Below are 17,462 nucleotides of genomic sequence, written 5' to 3' on the forward strand. Positions count from 1 at the left end.
ACGACGGAAAAGGGAGAGTCTTTAATCGAGCCCGGCGGCGATGCCCCGTGGACGGTCGGGCGTGCCCTCACGCACCGGCCGCGGTCTCCGGGGCGCTCCACGGGGATCCCGGGTTTCCGGCCGGGCGGGCTCGCGCGTCCGCCGTAGTCTGAGCGCATGAACGAGTTGCCCCGGGAGCACCGGCCCGCCAAGTCCATCCGGGTTCTGCTCGCCGAGGACCAGGGCATGATGCGCGGCGCCCTCGCCCTGCTGCTCGGCATGGAGGACGACATCGAGGTGGTCGCCCAGGTCGCGAGCGGCGACGCGATCCTCCGGGCCGCGGAGCTGCACCGGCCGGACGTGGCCCTGCTGGACATCGAACTCCCCGGCATCAGCGGCCTGGACGCGGCGGCCGAGCTGCGTGAGCAGGCGCCCGACTGCCGGGTGCTGATCCTGACCACCTTCGGCAGGCCCGGCTATCTGCGCCGGGCCATGGAGGCCGGAGCGGCCGGGTTCCTGGTCAAGGACGGACCGGTGGAGGAGCTGGCCGCGGCGATCCGGCGCGTGCTCACCGGGGAGACCGTGGTCGATCCGGCGCTGGCCGCGGCCGCGCTCAGCGCCGGGCCGAATCCGCTGACGGCCCGGGAGTGCGAGGTGCTGAAGGCGTCGGCGGACGGGGCCACGGTCGCGGACGTCGCCGCCCGGCTCCATCTGTCCGAGTCCACGGTCCGCAACTACCTCTCCGCCGCGATCGGGAAGACGGGCACCCGCAACCGGGCGGAGGCGGTACGGGAGGCCCGGCAACAGGGGTGGCTATGACCTCCCGGGGGCATGCTCCGCCGCCGCGGCCTGACCTCCCGGAGGGGCTGCATCATCACCATGACCGTTGCCTCCCGGAGGGGATGCTCCCCGCCGCGGCCATGACCTCCGGAGAGGCCGTCACGTCAGCATGACCGTGACCTCCCGGAGCGGCTACTTCGTCACCTCTGCCGACGCGTAGGACGTCCCCGCCGGTGCCGTGCACACGAACCAGTCGGCTCCCTGGAAACCGTCCACCGAGCGGATCGCGGATCCCGTGTCGTGGGCGGAGAAGCCCTGGGCCGGCTCGGCCACGGCCGTCGTGCCGTCCTTCCAGTGGCAGGTGACCTGCCGGGCGGTCTTGGCGACGATGCCGATCACCAGCCGGCCGGAGCTTTCGCCGCCGGTCCCCAGGCGGGTCGCGGCGGCCTCCAGGTCCGTGCCCGAGAACGTGTCGAGCTTCTCGACGCTGTTGAACATCACCTGCTGCGGGCGGCCGGTGTCGCCCCAGCCCCGGGTCGCGAAGTACGAGATCCTGCCGATCAGGTCGGCGGGCCTGTGCGCGTCCGCCGGCTTGATGCCCAGCTCGGCCATGGCGTCGAACTGCCGCTTCGCCTCGTCCTCGGTGCGCGGCGCCCCCCACACCTGGACGGCGGCGTGCCACTCCTTGCCCTGGTAGGTCCCCCGTGCCAGCTCGGTCCGCTGCGGCTCGTACACATGCCGCGCCTCGGCCGAGGCGGGCGGCTTCGCCACGTTCGACTGCCGGTCCGCGTGCCCGCCGCCCGGCAGCCCCGAAACCGCGAGCGCTCCCGTCGATCCGGCCACCACCATCACCGTGGCCGACGTCACCGCCCAGCGGCGCGCCCTGCGCCGCCGGCCGCCGTGCAGCACCGCCCGTACCGGGGCCGTACCGATCTCGACCCCGTCCGCGGCGTCCGCGAGCAGCAGGGCGATGTCCGTCTGTGTCATGCCGTGGTTCTCCCGGTCCTCGCTCATTACATCCGCCCTCCGTACGTCACCGTCTCCGCGAGTGCCGGTACGGCGCGGAGTTTTGCGATCCCCTTGGCCGCGTTGCTCTTGACCGTGCCGACCGAGCAGCCCATCGCCTCCGCCGTCTGGGTCTCCGTCAGGTCCTCCCAGTAGCGCAGGACCACCGCCTCCCGCTGCCGCACCGGCAGCCGGGCGAGCGCCTCCAGCAGGGCTCCGCGGTCGTCGGCCTGGGCCATGCGGTCGCCTGTGTCGGCCACTTCGCGCACCAGGCCCGAGTCGTCCCTGGGCGCCAGGAACTCCTTCAGCCTTCTTCTGTGCCTGCGCGCATGCGCGTTGATCATCACGCGCCGTACGTACGCCTCCGGGTCGTCGGCCGAGGCGACCTTGCGCCAGTGCACATAGACCCGTTCGAGCGTCGACTGGACCAGGTCCTCGGCGGTGTGCTGCTCCCCCGTGAGGAGAAATGCCGTACGCATCAGCCGCGGCCAGCGGCCGATCACGAATCTCCGGAACTCTTCGTCCCGGGCCTGCTTGCGATCCCCCATGGGCACCTCCTAGATGTCACAAGGAGTCCACGGGGCGCCCGGACCGTTGCCTCAGTTCGCGGAACTCGGGGAAATCCTCCGCGGCAGCCACAGCAGCATGAGCACCGCCCCGCCCAGCACCACCCCGGTGCCGGCCCGGAACGCCGGCGCGTATCCCTCGGTGAGCGCCTGGGCGCCGGTGCCGCTGCCGGTGTGCGCCGTGCGCGCCGCCGCTGTCGTCGACATGACGGCGAGCCCCAGCGAACCGCCCATCGTGCGCGAGGTGTTGACGAGGCCGGAGACCAGCCCGGCGTTCGAGGGCGCCGCACCCGAGGTCCGCGCGCATCGACGGCAGGGCGACGTTCACCACGGACACATCGAGCACGACCAGGAACTGTCCGGCGCAGGCCGGCGCCACCACCAGCCAGGTGGGCGGGGTGACGCGGCGGGACATGAGGGGCGGGGTGTCGGTGGCTTCCGGCATGAGTGTCATGCCCTCAACCCGGTTACGGTCCTTGCATCGGCATTTCGGACCACGGGGTCCTGGGCCGTACGGCCTACGCCCGCCTAGGCCGCCCGCAGCAGTGTGACCACCGCCGCGCCGCCCAGACCGATGTTGTGGGCGAGGCCCACCCGGGCGCCGGGCACCTGCCGCCGCCCCGCCTCGCCGCGCAGCTGCCAGACCAGCTCGGCGGCCTGGGCCAGGCCCGTCGCACCCAGCGGGTGCCCCTTGGAGATCAGCCCGCCGGACGGGTTCACCACCCAACGGCCGCCGTACGTCGTCGCCCCGGACTCCACGAGCTTGCCGGACGCTCCGGCCGGGCACATGCCGAGCGCCTCGTAGGTCAGCAGTTCGTTGATGGAGAAGCAGTCGTGCAGCTCCACGACGTCCACGTCCTCGATGCCGAGCCCGGCCCGCTCGTACGCCTGCCGTGCCGCCTCGCGGGACACCGGCTGCCCGACGACGTCGATGCAGGAGCCGGACGCGAAGGACTCCTCGGTGTCCGTGGCCATGGCCTGCCCGGCGATCTCGACCAGTCCGGTCAGGGAGCGCTCCTCGGCGAACCGCCCCGAGACCACCACGGCCGCGGCCGCGCCGTCCGAGGTCGGCGAGCACTGGAGCTTGGTCAGCGGCCGGTGCACCGTGCGCGCGGCGAGGATGTCGGCCACCTCGTAGACGTCCCGGAACTGGGCGTTGGGGTTGTGCGCCGAGTGGCGATGGTTCTTCGCGGCGACCGCGGCGAGCTGCGCCTCGGTGGTGCCGTGCCTCTCCATGTGCTCGCGGGCCGCGTCCCCGAAGATCTGCGCGGTCGGCGGGCTCATCTCGAAGCCGTGCCGGGCGGCCATGATCCCGTAGTGCCGGGCCACCGGTGAGGTCGAGAAGTCGCCCCCGTCGGCCCCTCCCCCGAGCGCGCCCTTCTTCATCTTCTCGAAGCCGAGCGCCAGCACGCAGTCGCAGACACCGCCCTCGATCAGCTGCCGGGCCAGCATGAGCGCGGTCGCGCCGGTCGCGCAGTTGTTGTTGACGTTGTAGACGGGGATGCCGGTCAGGCCGAGTTCGTAGGCGGCGCGCTGGCCGGCGGTCGAGGGCTGGAAGCAGTAGCCGACGGGAACCTGTTCCACATCGGTGTAGGCGATGCCGGCGTCCGCGAGCGCCGCGCTCCCGGCCTCCCGCACCATGTCCCAGTACTGCCAATCCCGGGTCTCGGGCTTCTCGAAGCGGGTCATGCCGACCCCGGCGACATAGGCCTTCATGGCGGGCCAGACTAGAATGTGTTCCACCAACGCACCAGACCCTGACGACAGATCAGAAACCCATGGCTTGGTCAAGGATTCATTAGAGGCCCGAAGCAACGGAATAGTTGCCTGTGCATACGAGGTTTACCCGCCACTCATCTCGCGCGGAAGGCCTTGATCCATGACCCACACGACGACCGACCAGCCCGACCGGAGGGCCGGCGCGGCAGTGGTCCCGGTGCTCGCCTTCGCGGGCATCGTCGTCGCGGTGATGCAGACGCTGCTGGTGCCGGTCATCAAGGACCTGCCGCAGCTGCTGGACACCGCCCCCAGCAACGCCACCTGGGTCCTCACCTCGACCCTCCTGTCCGGCGCCGTCGCCACCCCGATCATGGGCCGGCTCGGTGACCTCTACGGCAAGCGGCGCATGCTGATCCTCAGCCTCGCCGTGATGGTGGTCGGCGCCCTGGTCAGCGCGCTCACCAGCCAGCTCCTCACGATGATCGTGGGCCGCACCCTCCAGGGCTTCGCCATGGGCGCGATCCCCCTCGGCATCGGCCTGATGCGGGACATGCTGCCGCGCGAGAAGCTCGGTTCGGCGATGGCTCTGATGAGCTCCTCCATAGGCGTGGGCGGCGGCCTCGCGCTGCCCGCCGCCGCCCTGGTCGCGCAGCACACCGACTGGCACGCCCTGTTCTACGGCGCCGCGGGCCTCGGCGTCCTCGCCATCGTCCTGACCCTCCTCGTCGTGCCGGAGTCCCCGATGCGCGCCGAGGGCTCCTTCGACCTGCTCGGCGCGATCGGACTGTCGACCGGCCTGGTGCTGCTCCTGCTGCCCATCACCAAGGGCAGCGACTGGGGCTGGTCCTCCGGCACGACGCTCGGCCTGTTCGCCGCGTCCGTGATCGTGTTCCTCCTGTGGGGCCTGTTCGAACTGCGCAGCAAGGCGCCGCTGGTGGACCTGCGCACCACCGCCCGCCCCGCCGTGCTCTTCACCAACCTCGCGTCGATCATGGTCGGCGTCGCCTTCTACGTCGTCTCGCTCGTCCTGCCCCAGCTGCTCCAGCTGCCGAAGGCGACCGGCTACGGCCTCGGCCAGTCCATGGTCGTCGCGGGCCTGTGCGTGGCCCCGCTGGGCCTGACGATGATGTTCACGGCTCCGGTCTACGCCCGGCTGTCCGCCCGCTACGGCCCCAAGGTCACCCTGATCACCGGCCTGCTGATCATCGCCGCGGGCTACGGCGGCGGCCTCGGCCTGATGGACGCGGCCTGGCAGACCATCGTCACCTCGGTCGTCCTCGGCGCGGGCATCGGCCTCGCCTACTCCTCGCTGCCCGCGCTGATCGTCGGCGCGGTCCCGGCCTCGGAGACCGGCGCGGCCAACGGCCTGAACACGCTGATGCGGTCCATCGGCACGTCCGTCTCCAGCGCCGTCATCGGCATGGTGCTGGCCAACACGGCGAACAACGTGGGCGGGGTCGCGATCCCGACCATGCACGGCTTCCGCGTGTCCTTCCTGATCGCCACCGCCGCCGTCGCGGTCGGCCTGGTGCTGGCCCTCTTCCTGCCGAAGGCAGGCCGCCCGGCTCAGCCGCAGCACACGCAGCTGCGGGCGAGCAGCGAGGAGGACGCCGTGCTGGAGCTTGCCGAGGAGGTGCTGCGGGGCTTCCGGGGCCGGGTTCTGGATGCCGCGGGCGTCCCGGTCGCCCGGGCCAAGGTGACCCTGATCGACCGCCGGGGCCGGCAGGCGGGCGCGACCCTCTCCGAGGCGGACGGCAGTTATGCCCTCGCGGTCCCGGCCGAGGGCGCGTATGTGCTGGCCGCCAAGGCCGCCGGGCACGGGCCGCTGGCCTCGTCCGCGACCCACTCCGGGGACGAGCACGCCGTCGAGCTGGACCTTTCGCTGCCGGGCGAGACGGTCAGCGCGTAGCGCTCCGCGGGGGGGCCGGGCGCGGTCCGTGGGGGGGCGGTCTGTCGTCGGGCGGCTGCGGGTGCGAGGTGGCTGATCGCGCAGTTCCCCGCGCCCCCTTCGGGGTGCCGGTCGTACCCCCTGTCGATCAGCTGGCGGGGAGTGCGGCAGGAGCGGCGCAGGCTTCCGGCCCCTGTCTCGCGGCTGCGGGTGCGTCGTGGGCGGGCGCGCGGTTCCCCGCGCCCCCTTCGGGGCGCCGGTCGTACCCCCTGTCGGGCAGCTGGCGGGGAGTGCGGCCGCAGCGGCGCAGGCTTTCGGCCCCTCTCTCGCGGCTGCCGGTGCGTCGTGGCCGATCGCGCAGTTCCCCGCGGCCCCTTCGGGGCGCCGGTCGTACCCCCTGTCGGGCAGCTGGCGGGGAGTGCGGCAGCAGGTTGGGGTGCCGGTCGTACCCCCTGTCGGGGAGTCGGTGGGGGAGGTGGGGCAGCATGGGTGGTCAGACTGTCGTACGACCGGAAGGCCGCTCATGCCCGCCGTACCCGCCCCCGAGATCCTGGCCGCGTTCGAGGCTGCCAAGGGGTTCATGCCCGTGGACGAAGGGCTGGCTCTCTACGCGGCGGCGGTGGAGGCGGGGCGGCTGGGGCTGCCGCTGCTGGAGGTCGGCACGTACTGCGGACGGTCCACCGTCCTGCTCGCCGACGCGGCCCGCGAGGCCGGCGTCAGCGCGCTCACCGTCGACCACCACCGGGGCAGCGAGGAGCAGCAGCCGGGCTGGGAGTACCACGACCCGGAGACCGTGGACCCCGAGGTCGGGCTGATGGACACGCTGCCGACGTTCCGCCGCACCCTGCACCGGGCGGGCCTGGAGGACCACGTGGTCGCGCTGGTCGGCCGCTCCCCGCAGATCGCCGCGATCTGGAACTCCCCGCTCGGCCTGGTCTTCATCGACGGCGGCCACACCGACGAGCACGCGAGCGCCGACTACGAGGGCTGGGCACCCCATGTGGCCGAAGGCGGCCTGCTCGTCATCCACGACGTCTTCCCGGACCCGGAGGACGAGTTCACCGGCCAGGCGCCGTACCGGGTCTACCTGAGGGCCCTGGAGTCGGGCGCGTTCACCGAGGTCTCGGTGGCCGGGTCGCTGCGCGTCCTGCGGCGAACGGAAGCGCGGACCCGGACCCACGGTTAGAGTCGCACTCGTGTCGTACGTAGGCCCTGACTTCGAACCGCCGCAGCCCCGTCGACCCCGGCGCGGCCCGCTGACCATCGCGCTCGCCGCACTCGTGCCCGGCGCCCTGCTGGGCTGGCTGGTGTACGAGGCGGTGGGCGGCTCCGGGAGTCCGGACGGCTCGGACACGGCGGGCGCGCGGAACTCCGCGACCTCCCCGAGCACGGCCGCGCCCTGGTCGGCACCCGCCACCGCCGACGGGAAGGCACCGGCCACCGGCGGCGCCGGGAAGACGAGTCCGACGCCCACCGCCACCGGCTCCGGCCCCCTCAAGGGCAAGGTCGTCGTCATCGACCCGGGCCACAACCCGGGCAACTTCCAGCACCCGGACGAGATCAACCGTCAGGTGGACATCGGCACGAACAAGAAGGAGTGCGACACCACCGGCACGTCCACCAACGCGGGCTACACGGAAGCCCGGTTCACGCTGGACGTGGCCCACCGGCTGCGCGCGATCCTGGAAGAGCAGGGCGCCACCGTGAAACTGACGCGCGACGGCGACTCCCCGCCCTGGGGCCCGTGCGTCGACGAGCGGGCCCGGATCGGCAACACGGCGCACGCGGACGCCGCCATCTCGATCCACGCCGACGGCTCGGCCGAGGGCAACCGCGGCTTCCACGTCATCCTCCCGGCGTCCGTGCACGCCGGCGCCGCCGACACCCGCCCCATCGTCGGGCCCTCCCGCGACCTGGGCGAGCGCATCGCGGGCAAGTTCCTGAGCGTCACGGGGGAACCCCCCTCCAACTACATCGGCGAAGGTACCGGTCTCGTCACACGTCAGGACCTGGGCGGTCTCAATCTGTCAACGGTTCCCAAGGTCTTCATCGAGTGCGGCAACATGCGGGATAGCAAGGACGCGGCACTGCTCACCAGCGGGGCCTGGCGGCAGAAGGCCGCGCAAGGGATCTCTGAGGGAATCGTGAGTTTCCTGCGCGAGTCGTGACCGGCGGGCGGAACCGGCCGGACAGCAGGATCTTGTGGACGATAGTGTCTACCGACGACGAGACGACCTACGAAGGACCTGAAGTGAATATCCGCTCCCTCACTAGAGGCGACGGCGTGGTGATCGGGGCAGCGGTATTGCTGTTCATCGCGTCGTTCCTCGACAACTACTCGTACGACGGGGCCGACGGCCTCGACCTTCCGAACCTGTGGGCCAGCGGACCGGTTCTGCTCAGCGTCGTCCTCGCGGGACTCTTCGGCGCCGGGCTCCTCGTCTTCACCCGTACCACCGAGAAGCCTCTCAAGGTGGCGGGCCTGGACCTCGGCCAGTTCGGCGTCGCGTTCACCGTCTTCGCGGCGTGGAGCGCCCTGGGCAACGTCATCGACCCGTCGGGCGGCGCGAACAACATCCGCGACGTCGGCAGCGGTCCGAGCGCCGGCACGGGCCTGGTCCTCGCGCTGATCGCCACCCTGGTGATGGCCGCCGCCGCCATCGCCACCCCGCTGGTCCCCGCGCTGCAGGCCGGCCTGGTCCCGGCTGCCAAGCCCGCCGCCCCGCAGCCCTACGGCGCCCAGCCGCCCGGTGGTTACGGCTACCCGGGTGCCCAGCCGCAGCAGCCCTACGGTGCGCAGCCGCAGCCGGGCCAGCCGTTCGGGCAGCCGGGTGTTCCGGGTGCCCAGGGTGTCCCGGCCGCCGCGGCCGCCCCGGCGCCGCAGCCGGCCGCCGCGGACTTCTCGCCGTTCTGGTTCGCCGTTCCGGTGGCGCGTCCGCTGTTCTCGGAGGACGGCTCGCCGGCTCCGATCGCCGAACTGGCTCCGGGTACCTGGTACCTGGCGGTCGAGCAGCGCGGTGCGCAGCTGATCGCGCAGACCCAGGACGGACGCCGCGGTGTGCTGCAGGACACCTCCGGGATCCAGCGCGGCTGAGCCGCACCGGCACCGCTCCGCACGGCCCCTCGCCCTTCCGGGCGGGGGGCCGTTGCCGTACAGTCGCCTCCCCGAACGAACTGACGGATCGTCAGGAGGTAGGCATGCGGCTCGGTCTGGCACTCGGCTACTGGGGGCGCGGTCCGGACGCCGGCCATGTGGCGCTGGCCCAGGAGGCGGAGCGGCTCGGGTACGCCTCCGTGTGGACGGCCGAGTCCTGGGGCTCGGACGCCTTCACCCCACTGACCTGGATCGCCGCACGGACGTCAACGATCGGACTGGGTACGGCGGTTGCCCAGATGGCCGCCCGTTCCCCGGCCACCACTGCGATGCACGCGCTCACCCTGGACCATCTCTGCGGGGGGCGGATGACGCTCGGGCTCGGCCTGTCCGGGCCGCAGGTGGTGGAGGGCTGGTACGGCCGCCCGTTCCCGAAGTCGCCGCTGACCGCGACCCGGGAGTACGTGGACGTCGTACGGCAGGTGCTGCGGCGGGAGGGGCCGGTGGTCTCGGACGGCCGCTTCCATCCGCTGCCGTACCGGGGGGCGGACGGCACCGGGCTGGGCAAGCCGCTGAAGTCGATCACCCACCCGCTCCGCCGCGATCTGCCCGTCCTGCTGGGCGCGGAGGGGCCCAAGAACGTCGCCCAGACGGCCCGGATCGCCGACGGCTGGCTGCCGCTGTACTGGGCGCCGAGCCGGCCGGAGGTGTACGGGGACGCGGTGCGGGAGCTGCCCGAGGGGTTCGTGGTGGCCCCGATGGCGCGGGTGAAGGTGTGCGACGACGTCGCCGAGGGGCTGCTGCCCGTGAAGGCGATGCTCGGCTTCTACATCGGCGGGATGGGGCACGCGGCCCGCAACTTCCACGCCGACCTCATGGCCCGCATGGGCTACGAGGAGGCGGCGCGGCGGATCCAGGAGCTGTTCCTGGCCGGGCGGCGCGAGGAGGCCGTGCTGGCCGTGCCGGACGCCTTCGCCGACGAGATCTCCCTGGTCGGCCCGCGTGAACGCATCGCCGAGCGGCTGGAGTTGTGGCGCAAGGGCCCGGTGACGGACCTGCTGGCCCTGTCACCGGACCCGCACACCCTCAGGGTGCTGGCGGAGCTGAACTCCTAGCCGCCGGTCAGCTGGGAGGCGGACGGAACCTTGTCCTTGACGGGGGCACCGGCGCTGCTCCCCGCGTCCTTGACCTTGTTGATGATGTCGTCGAAGGCGCCTGGCGCGGATGCGTCACCGCTCTTCAGCTTGGACGGCAGGCTCTTGAGCGCCTCGATCCCGGCGGTCAGTGGGGCGAGGGCCTTGGAGAGCGTGGGGTCGCCCTTGGCGTTGCGCTGGGCTGCCTTGAGCCGGTTGTAGGTGAAGGCGCCGGCGAGACCGGCCTTCACCAGGGCCAGCCTGCGGCCGTGGGCGCCCTTCTTGAACTTGCCCGCCTTCCAGGGCTTCACGATCCACTGGTAGGTGGCACCGGCCGCGAGGCCCGCGTTGGCGACGAAGCGGGTCTTGGCGAACTTCTGGCGCTCGGCGGACGTACTCGGGCTGGGCGTGGCCGCGTCCACGGCAGCCACCTCCACGGTGCCCTTCGTGCTCGTCTTCGCGGTGCTGCCGTAGGCGGTGGAACCGGCCAGCAGGGCGCAGCACAGGGTGAGCGCCACACAGAGGCGCCGTATCGGTATGGCCACGGGGTCCTCCGGACATGTGTCTCCCCGAGTGGTTGTTACCACCGGCCAGCGTCACCCGAACGGCCGCTGTGCGCCACTCGGGACGGCCCCGCCCGGGCGTGCCGGACCCGGACAGGTTTCAGGCCCCCGGTTGCGGCAATCCGGTTTCCATGTCTAGATACCGCACTGGAGCGAATCAAGCCGGCACGGTCATAGCGGTCGTCGCCGACATCATGGCCCTCATCCTGGGCCTGTGGATCCTGATGTACCTGCTGGACGCGAACCGGGCCAACAGCCTGGTCCAGTTCGTCCATGACGCGGCCTCCTGGCTGGCCGGGTGGTCCCACGATCTGTTCACCTTCGACGAGGCCTGGGCCCGGGTGGTCGCGGGCTACGGGCTCGCCGCCGTGGTCTACCTGTTCGTGGGCCACGCCGTCGCCAACCGGATGCACCGGCACTGACCGTTCAGCGGCAGCAGTCGGGTGCGAGCCCGGACGGCAGGTGCTCCCCTCCGAAGACCGCGCAGGTGGCGTCGTGACCGCCGAGCGCCGCGACGGCCAGCAGCAGGGATCCGGCCGTCCAGGTGGTGAGTTCACGGGGCCAGACCGCGTCGTCGTCGAAGACGTAGCCCGTCCAGTACAGGCCGGTCTCCGCGTCGCGCAGGTGCTGGATGGACTGGAGGATCTCCAGGGCGCGGTCGGACTCGCCCATCGCCCACAGGGCGAGGGCCAGTTCGCTGGACTCGCCGCCGGTCACCCAGGGGTTGGGCGCCACACAGCGCACGCCCAGTCCGGGCACGACGAAGCGGTCCCAGTCCTCCTCGATGCGGGACTTGGCCTCCGCGCCGGTCAGCGCACCGCCGAGGACCGGGTAGTACCAGTCCATCGAGTAGCGGTCCTTGTCGAGGAAGCGCTCGGGGTGCCTGCGGATCGCGTGGCGCAGGGCGCCCACCGCCAACTCCCAGTCGGGCTGCGGTTCTTCACGCTGGTCGGCGATGGCGAGCGCACAGCGCAGGGCGTGGTGGACGGAGGAGCTGCCGGTGAGCAGCGCGTCCGTGGTGGGCGTGCCGTCGTCCTCGCGCCGCCAGCCGATCTGGCCGCCGGGCTGCTGCAGCCGCAGCACCCACTCCATGGCCGCGTACACACAGCTCCACATGCGGTCCAGGAACGTGTCGTCGCCGGTGGACAGGTAGTGGTGCCAGACGCCGACGGCTATGTAGGCGACGAAGTTCGACTCGCGGGCGCGGTCGGTGACGTCGTCGTGGGCGCCGTCGGCGTACGCCGCGTACCAGGAGCCGTCCTCGTTCTGATGGGCGGCGAGCCAGAGGTAGGCCCGCTCGGCGGCCTCGTGTTCGCCGGCCGCGTCCAGGGCCATCGCGGCCTCGGTGTGGTCCCACGGGTCGAGGTGGTGTCCGCGGAACCACGGGATCGCGCCGTCCTCCCGCTGCCCCGCGAGGATGCCGTGCACGGTCACGGCAGCCTGCTCGGCGGTGAGGACCCCGGGCAGGACGAGGTGTTCTGTCCGGGGCGTCGTCACTTGGCGGCCGCCCCGTCGGTCTCGGCGAGCCGGGGCAGATGGGGCTTGGTCGCGTAGAGGACGAAGCTCTTGCCGATGACCGGGTTCAGCGCCTGCTCGGCGATCCGGGTGGCCAGCGGCTTCTTCATGATGTCCCAGACCAGCAGCTTGTGGTACGCCCGTACCGGGAGCGCCTTGTCGTTGTCCACGCCGAAGGCGCACTTGAGCCACCAGTAGGGCGAGTGCAGGGCGTGCGCGTGGTGGGTGCCGTACGGCTTCAGGCCCGCCTCGCGGACCTTGGCCAGCAGTTCGTCGGCCTTGTAGATGCGGATGTGGCCGCCCTCGACCTCGTGGTAGGCGTCGGAGAGTGTCCAGCAGACCTTCTCGGGGCCGTAGCGCGGCACGGTGACGGCGATCCGGCCGCCGGGCCTGAGCACGCGCACCATCTCGGCGAGCACGCCCTTGTCGTCGGGGATGTGCTCCATCACCTCGGAGATGATGACGACGTCGAAGGACTCGTCCGGGAAGGGCAGCGCGAGGGCGTCGCCCTCCATGGCGGTCGCGGTCGCCCCCTCGGGTGCCTCGCCGGCCTCCTTCATCGCCGCGAACCACTTGGCGACCTCGCGGATCTCCTCGGCGTTCTGGTCCAGGGCCACGACCTGCGCGCCGCGCCGGTAGCACTCGAAGGCATGCCGGCCGGCCCCGCAGCCGAGGTCCAGGACACGGTCGCCGGGGGCGAGCGGGAACCGGGAGAAGTCGACGGTCAGCACGTGGCCCTGCTTTCGGAAGAGATGCCTGCAACGGTGGCTGGGGCAGCCAGGCGTCCGGGGTGCCGGGCCGGCGAGGAGCCGATCGCCTCGCGGTAGCGGGCCACCGTGCCCTCGGCCGCTCGGGCCCAGGTGAAGTGCCGCAGGACCCGCTCACGGCCCGCGCGGCCGAGCCTGGTGCGCAGTCCCGGATCGCCGAGCAGCCGGCCGAGCCCGGCGGCGAGCGCGCCCGCGTCACCGGGCGCGACGGCCAGACAGGTCTCCCCGTCGCGTCCCGCGACCTCGGGGATGGCACCGCCGGTGGTGGCGACCAGCGGGGTGCCGGTGGCCATGGCCTCGGCGGCGGGCAGCGAGAACCCCTCGTAGAGCGAGGGCACACAGGCGACTTCGGCCGAGCGGATCAGGTCGACCAGCTCGGCGTCGGAGATGCCCTTGACGAACTCGACGGCGCCTTCGAGGCCGTAGCGCTCGATCATCTGGGCGACCGGGCCCTCCGTGGGGCGCTTGCCCACGACGACGAGGTGGGCGGCGGGGTGTTCGGTGCGCACCTTCGCGAGCGCCTCGACCAGGAAGACCAGGCCCTTGAGCGGCACGTCCGCACTGGAGGTGGTGACGATCCGGCCGGGCACCTCGGCCACACCCGGATTCGGCGCGAACAGGTCGGTGTCGGCGCCGATGTGGACGACGTGGACGCGGTCGTCGCGGACGCCGAGGTGGTCCACGATCTCCTTGCGGGAGCTGCCGGAGACGGTGAGTACCGAGGGCAGCCGGCGGGCGACGCGCTTCTGCATCCGGGTGAAGGCGTACCAGCGGCGCACCGAGTAGCGGCGCTTCCAGCCCTCGGCCGCGTCCAGCTCCAGCCGGCGGTCGACGGTGATGGGGTGGTGGATCGTGGTGACCAGGGGGGCGCCGATGTCGCCGAGCAGGCCGTAGCCGAGCGTCTGGTTGTCGTGGACGACGTCGAACTCACCGCGGCGGGCGCGCAGATGGCGGGCGGCGCGCAGGGAGAAGGTCAGCGGCTCGGGAAAGCCGCCGGTCCACATGGTGGCGACCTCCAGGGCGTCGATCCAGTCGCGGTACTCGTCCCGTTTCGGGGTGCGGAAGGGGTCGGGCTGGCGGTAGAGGTCGAGGCTGGGCAGCTCGGTCAGGGCCAGGCCCTCGTACCCCTCGTCCAGGACGGGATAGGGCTGTGAGCCGATGACCTCCACCCGGTGGCCGAGGCGGGCCAGCTCGCGGGAGAGGTGCCGTACGTACACGCCCTGGCCGCCGCAGAACGGGTTCCCTTTATAGGTGAGGAGCGCGATGTGCAGGGGTCGCTCGCCATCCGCGGCGAGGTCCGGTCGGGGACCCGCCTGACTGGCCTCAGCGGTCACTCTGGGCCCCCTTCTGCCTGCACTGTCCCGCGAGACTACGACGGGACGCTAATCTAGAACAAGTTTCAGACTTGATCGTTCAAGAGGCTCTGAATCTACCGGCAGGTAGGAGCGCTGAGAGCAGTGGATCAGGTGATTCACGCCACGGCGCCGACCCCCGCCGTGCAGGATGATCACAAGCCCTACAGACGCCCTCACCGACTGTCACGGAACGGGACCCATGCCTGTGGAATCCAAGGTGGAAGCGCACGGCGCCCGGCCCCCCACGCCGCCGCTGACCGAGCGGCAGGAGGCCCGCCGCCGCCGGATCCTGCACGCGAGCGCACAGCTGGCCAGCCGGGGCGGTTTCGACGCCGTGCAGATGCGTGAGGTCGCCGAGTCCTCGCAGGTGGCCCTCGGCACGCTCTACCGGTACTTCCCGTCCAAGGTGCATCTGCTGGTCGCCACCATGCAGGACCAGCTGGAGCACATGCACGGCACGCTGCGCAAGAAGCCCCCGGCGGGCGACACGGCCGCCGAGCGGGTCGCGGAGACCCTGATGCGGGCCTTCCGCGCGCTGCAGCGCGAGCCGCATCTGGCCGACGCCATGGTCCGCGCCCTCACGTTCGCCGACCGCAGCGTCTCCCCCGAGGTCGACCAGGTCTCCCGGCAGACCACCGTGATCATCCTGGACGCGATGGGCCTGGAGCATCCGACGCCCGAGCAGCTCTCCGCCGTCCGGGTCATCGAGCACACCTGGCACTCGGCCCTGATCACCTGGCTCTCGGGCCGCGCCTCCATCGCCCAGGTCAAGATCGACATCGAGACGGTGTGCCGGCTGATCGACCTGACGGACCCGGAGGCCTCCCCCCGCTGACCTGCTCCGTCCTGGCTGCCGACGGTGTGGCGGTGCCGATGCTGCCGACGGTGTGGCGATGCCGGTGCTGCCGGTGCTGCCGACGGTGTCGGTGCTGTCGGCGTCGTCAGTGCTGTCAGTGCTGTCAGTGCTGCCGATGTCGAGCGCCGTGTCGTACAGGCGGTCCGCCTTCAGCCGGATGACCACCCGGCGCTCGGCGACCAGTTGCTCCAGGAACGCGTCCTCGTCCCCCGGTTTCACCGCCGCCGGGACCATCGTGAGGCACTGGCAGCACCTCGTCACATGCCGGGGGAGCGACTGCGGAACGCAACTCCCCCCTCCGTAGCCGCCGCTGCCCGAGTTCGGCCCGTCCGTGATCCGCCTGCGCACCGGCGGCTTCGGGCAGACGCCCACCGGGCCCCGGCACCTCGCGACCCGGCTGAGCGCTGGGCCCGCGCGACACCGCCGGCCACGTCCGGGCCGCCCAGGCCGCACCCCGGGCCGGTCCGTACGCCCTGCCCGAGTCCGCCCTCCGGCACCTCGGGCACGGCGCTAGTCCTCGGGTGGGAACACCGGCTCCCCGCTCCCCGTCAGCGTGATGACGATCGCCTCCACCGGACAGCTCTCGGCCGCCTTCAGGACCTGCTCGCTCGCGTCGGTGTCCGGCTCGACGGGATGGGACTGACGGGCGGAGTCGAGGCGGAAGCCGGCCGGGGCGTGGTGGAGGCACTGGGCCGAGCCGATGCACACGGACCGGTCGACCTCGACGTGCCAGCGGTCGCCCATCCCTAGGCCCCCGCCGGCAGGTGGATCATCTTGTGTTCGAGGTACTCGCCGTAGCCCTCGGGGCCGAACTCCCGCCCCAGGCCGGAGTTCTTGTAGCCGCCGAACGGGCCGAGCATGTCCAGGCTGAAGGTGTTGACGGAGTAGGTGCCGGTACGGACCTGCCGGGCGACCTCGATGCCGCGCTCGACGTCGGCCGTCCACACACTTCCCGACAAGCCGTAGTCCGAGTCGTTGGCGATCTTCACCGCTTCCTGCTCGTCACCGTACGGCAGCAGGCAGATCACCGGGCCGAAGATCTCCTCACGGGCGATCCGCATGGAGTTGTCGACATCGCCGAAGAGGGTCGGCTCGACGTACCAGCCGCGTTCCAGACCGGCCGGGCGGCCGCCGCCCGTGAGGACCTTGGCGCCCTCCTCCTGGCCGATGCGGATGTAGTCGAGGTTGCGCTGCTGCTGGCGCCGGGCGACCAGCGGGCCGACCTGGGTGGCCGCGTCGAGCGGGTCGCCGACCTTCAGGGCACCGGCCGCCCGTGCGAAGGCGTCGGCGAACTCGTCGTAGCGGGCGCGCGGGACGAGGATGCGGGTCTGGGCGACGCACGCCTGCCCGTTGTTCATCCAGGCCGCCGGGACGATGCCGGCCACCGCCGTCGCCACGTCCGCGTCGGGCAGGACGACCGCGGCCGACTTGCCGCCCAGCTCCAGCGTGACCCGGGTGAGGTTGCGGGCGGCCACCTCCATCACGCGCCGGCCGGCCGCGACCGAGCCGGTGAAGGAGACCTTGTCGATGCCGGGGTGCCCGACCAGGTACTCGCTGACCTCGCGGTCGGCGGGCAGGATCGACAGCACGCCCTCGGGCAGCCCGGCCTCGCGCGCGATCTCGCCGAGCAGATAGGCGTCCAGCGGCGACTCCGGGGACGGCTTCAGTACGACCGTGCAGCCGGTGAGCAGCGCGGGGGCGAGCTTGGCGGCGGCGACGAACTGCGGGACGTTCCAGGGGACCACGGCCGCGACCACGCCGACCGGTTCGCGCCGCACGAGGATCGGGCCGAGGGCTCCGTCGCGGCGCTCCTCGTGGACGAAGTCCCGGGCGACCCTGATCGCCGAGTCCCACACCATCATCGCGCCGAGCGCCTGGGCCAGCACGCTCCAGGAGTACGGGGAGCCGTTCTCGGCGGAGATCACCCGGGCGATCTCCTCGTGCCGGGCGGCGATGCCGTCCTTGATCCGGGTGACGACCTCGATCCGCTCCGCCAGTGAGGCGCGCGGCCAGGGTCCTTCGTCGAAGGCGCGGCGCGCGACGGCCACCGCCCGGTCGACGTCCTCGCGGCAGGCGTGCGGCACCCGGCCGATGACCTCCTCGGTGTGCGGGGAGATCACCTCGATGACGTCCTTGCCCAGGGGATCGCACAACTCCCCGCCGATGAACAGCTGTCCGTGTTCCACGAGCTCGGTCATGACCGACTGCCTCCCGCCGCACCGCCTGTTTCTGACGCTGTTTC

Annotated in this window: 17 protein-coding genes and 2 pseudogenes; 8 read left to right on the top strand and 11 right to left on the bottom strand. The window is 72.0% G+C overall.

The window, feature by feature from the left end; all coding sequences use genetic code 11:
* The first annotated feature begins 156 nt into the window (after positions 1–156).
* The gene (locus ACZ7P3_RS07235; protein WP_472079598.1) at positions 157–798 is read left to right on the top strand and encodes a response regulator; all 642 of its coding nucleotides are present in this window, start codon (positions 157–159) and stop codon (positions 796–798) included.
* A 153-nt stretch (positions 799–951) separates the two neighbouring features.
* Here the strand turns inward: ACZ7P3_RS07235 and ACZ7P3_RS07240 are convergent, their stop codons facing one another.
* The 4 genes and pseudogenes from ACZ7P3_RS07240 to ACZ7P3_RS07255 form a co-directional block, all read right to left on the bottom strand.
* Positions 952–1,773, bottom strand: coding sequence for a hypothetical protein (locus ACZ7P3_RS07240; RefSeq protein ID WP_472079599.1), 822 nt, complete (start codon positions 1,771–1,773; stop codon positions 952–954).
* Complete coding sequence (locus ACZ7P3_RS07245) at positions 1,773–2,312, bottom strand: SigE family RNA polymerase sigma factor (protein WP_472079600.1); 540 nt, start codon at positions 2,310–2,312, stop codon at positions 1,773–1,775. The genes ACZ7P3_RS07240 and ACZ7P3_RS07245 overlap by 1 nt, the downstream gene beginning before the upstream one ends.
* 51 nt (positions 2,313–2,363) lie before the next feature.
* Positions 2,364–2,627: pseudogene (locus ACZ7P3_RS07250) on the bottom strand (MFS transporter); the annotation flags it as partial.
* Positions 2,628–2,858: 231 nt separating this feature from the next.
* Positions 2,859–4,046: a lipid-transfer protein gene (locus tag ACZ7P3_RS07255; RefSeq protein WP_472079601.1), complete on the bottom strand. Its 1,188-nt coding sequence runs from the start codon at positions 4,044–4,046 to the stop codon at positions 2,859–2,861.
* Positions 4,047–4,209: 163 nt separating this feature from the next.
* Here ACZ7P3_RS07255 and ACZ7P3_RS07260 point away from each other — a divergent pair, with 163 nt between their 5' ends.
* The 5 genes from ACZ7P3_RS07260 (at position 4,210) to ACZ7P3_RS07280 (ending at position 10,146) form a co-directional block, all read left to right on the top strand.
* Positions 4,210–5,958, top strand: a complete 1,749-nt coding sequence (locus tag ACZ7P3_RS07260) for an MFS transporter (protein WP_472079602.1) — start codon at positions 4,210–4,212, stop codon at positions 5,956–5,958.
* Between the two features lie 502 nt (positions 5,959–6,460).
* Positions 6,461–7,123: a class I SAM-dependent methyltransferase gene (locus ACZ7P3_RS07265; protein WP_472079603.1), complete on the top strand. Its 663-nt coding sequence runs from the start codon at positions 6,461–6,463 to the stop codon at positions 7,121–7,123.
* A gap of 10 nt (positions 7,124–7,133) precedes the next feature.
* Positions 7,134–8,105, top strand: coding sequence for an N-acetylmuramoyl-L-alanine amidase (locus ACZ7P3_RS07270; RefSeq protein WP_472079604.1), 972 nt, complete (start codon positions 7,134–7,136; stop codon positions 8,103–8,105).
* An 83-nt stretch (positions 8,106–8,188) separates the two neighbouring features.
* Entirely contained in the window at positions 8,189–9,031 is an 843-nt protein-coding gene (locus tag ACZ7P3_RS07275) for a hypothetical protein (RefSeq protein ID WP_472079605.1), read from the top strand.
* A 104-nt stretch (positions 9,032–9,135) separates the two neighbouring features.
* A complete protein-coding gene (locus tag ACZ7P3_RS07280; RefSeq protein WP_472079607.1) occupies positions 9,136–10,146 on the top strand; it encodes an LLM class F420-dependent oxidoreductase in 1,011 nt (336 codons plus the stop codon).
* Here ACZ7P3_RS07280 and ACZ7P3_RS07285 read toward each other — a convergent pair.
* On the bottom strand, positions 10,143–10,709 hold the full coding sequence (locus ACZ7P3_RS07285) for a hypothetical protein (RefSeq protein WP_472079608.1): 567 nt from the start codon (positions 10,707–10,709) through the stop codon (positions 10,143–10,145). The genes ACZ7P3_RS07280 and ACZ7P3_RS07285 overlap by 4 nt on opposite strands.
* A 149-nt stretch (positions 10,710–10,858) precedes the next feature.
* Between ACZ7P3_RS07285 and ACZ7P3_RS07290 the strand changes: the two genes are divergently transcribed.
* Positions 10,859–11,149 carry a hypothetical protein gene (locus tag ACZ7P3_RS07290; protein WP_472079609.1) on the top strand — a complete coding sequence of 97 codons (291 nt, stop codon included), beginning with the start codon at positions 10,859–10,861 and terminating at the stop codon, positions 11,147–11,149.
* A 4-nt stretch (positions 11,150–11,153) separates the two neighbouring features.
* Here the strand turns inward: ACZ7P3_RS07290 and ACZ7P3_RS07295 are convergent, their stop codons facing one another.
* From ACZ7P3_RS07295 to ACZ7P3_RS07305, 3 genes are read right to left on the bottom strand one after another with little or no spacing between them, the layout of a single operon-like run.
* On the bottom strand, positions 11,154–12,224 hold the full coding sequence (locus ACZ7P3_RS07295) for a prenyltransferase/squalene oxidase repeat-containing protein (protein ID WP_472079610.1): 1,071 nt from the start codon (positions 12,222–12,224) through the stop codon (positions 11,154–11,156).
* Positions 12,221–12,973: a class I SAM-dependent methyltransferase gene (locus ACZ7P3_RS07300; RefSeq protein ID WP_472079611.1), complete on the bottom strand. Its 753-nt coding sequence runs from the start codon at positions 12,971–12,973 to the stop codon at positions 12,221–12,223. The genes ACZ7P3_RS07295 and ACZ7P3_RS07300 overlap by 4 nt, the downstream gene beginning before the upstream one ends.
* Positions 12,967–14,343 carry a glycosyltransferase family 4 protein gene (locus tag ACZ7P3_RS07305; protein ID WP_472079613.1) on the bottom strand — a complete coding sequence of 459 codons (1,377 nt, stop codon included), beginning with the start codon at positions 14,341–14,343 and terminating at the stop codon, positions 12,967–12,969. Before ACZ7P3_RS07305 ends, ACZ7P3_RS07300 begins: the two co-directional genes overlap by 7 nt.
* A gap of 220 nt (positions 14,344–14,563) precedes the next feature.
* On the opposite strand from ACZ7P3_RS07305, the gene ACZ7P3_RS07310 reads away from it, so the two are divergent.
* Positions 14,564–15,199, top strand: coding sequence for a TetR family transcriptional regulator (locus ACZ7P3_RS07310; RefSeq protein WP_472079614.1), 636 nt, complete (start codon positions 14,564–14,566; stop codon positions 15,197–15,199).
* Positions 15,200–15,334: 135 nt separating this feature from the next.
* Here the strand turns inward: ACZ7P3_RS07310 and ACZ7P3_RS07315 are convergent.
* The 3 genes and pseudogenes from ACZ7P3_RS07315 to ACZ7P3_RS07325 all read right to left on the bottom strand — a co-directional run.
* Positions 15,335–15,466, bottom strand: a pseudogene (locus ACZ7P3_RS07315) (PPOX class F420-dependent oxidoreductase); the annotation flags it as partial.
* A gap of 264 nt (positions 15,467–15,730) precedes the next feature.
* Positions 15,731–15,964: a ferredoxin gene (locus ACZ7P3_RS07320; RefSeq protein ID WP_472079615.1), complete on the bottom strand. Its 234-nt coding sequence runs from the start codon at positions 15,962–15,964 to the stop codon at positions 15,731–15,733.
* Positions 15,965–15,966: 2 nt separating this feature from the next.
* Positions 15,967–17,418, bottom strand: coding sequence for an aldehyde dehydrogenase (locus tag ACZ7P3_RS07325; RefSeq protein WP_472079616.1), 1,452 nt, complete (start codon positions 17,416–17,418; stop codon positions 15,967–15,969).
* Positions 17,419–17,462: the final 44 nt, after the last annotated feature.

Source organism: Streptomyces sp. NPDC107581 (assembly GCF_055657175.1).

Coding starts and splice junctions, on each gene's coding strand:
- ACZ7P3_RS07235 (WP_472079598.1), top strand. CDS start 157: ATGAACGAGTTGCCCCGGGAGCACCGGCCCGCCAAGTCCATCCGGGTT.
- ACZ7P3_RS07240 (WP_472079599.1), bottom strand. CDS start 1,773: ATGAGCGAGGACCGGGAGAACCACGGCATGACACAGACGGACATCGCC.
- ACZ7P3_RS07245 (WP_472079600.1), bottom strand. CDS start 2,312: ATGGGGGATCGCAAGCAGGCCCGGGACGAAGAGTTCCGGAGATTCGTG.
- ACZ7P3_RS07255 (WP_472079601.1), bottom strand. CDS start 4,046: ATGAAGGCCTATGTCGCCGGGGTCGGCATGACCCGCTTCGAGAAGCCC.
- ACZ7P3_RS07260 (WP_472079602.1), top strand. CDS start 4,210: ATGACCCACACGACGACCGACCAGCCCGACCGGAGGGCCGGCGCGGCA.
- ACZ7P3_RS07265 (WP_472079603.1), top strand. CDS start 6,461: ATGCCCGCCGTACCCGCCCCCGAGATCCTGGCCGCGTTCGAGGCTGCC.
- ACZ7P3_RS07280 (WP_472079607.1), top strand. CDS start 9,136: ATGCGGCTCGGTCTGGCACTCGGCTACTGGGGGCGCGGTCCGGACGCC.
- ACZ7P3_RS07290 (WP_472079609.1), top strand. CDS start 10,859: ATGTCTAGATACCGCACTGGAGCGAATCAAGCCGGCACGGTCATAGCG.
- ACZ7P3_RS07310 (WP_472079614.1), top strand. CDS start 14,564: ATGCCTGTGGAATCCAAGGTGGAAGCGCACGGCGCCCGGCCCCCCACG.
- ACZ7P3_RS07320 (WP_472079615.1), bottom strand. CDS start 15,964: ATGGGCGACCGCTGGCACGTCGAGGTCGACCGGTCCGTGTGCATCGGC.
- ACZ7P3_RS07325 (WP_472079616.1), bottom strand. CDS start 17,418: ATGACCGAGCTCGTGGAACACGGACAGCTGTTCATCGGCGGGGAGTTG.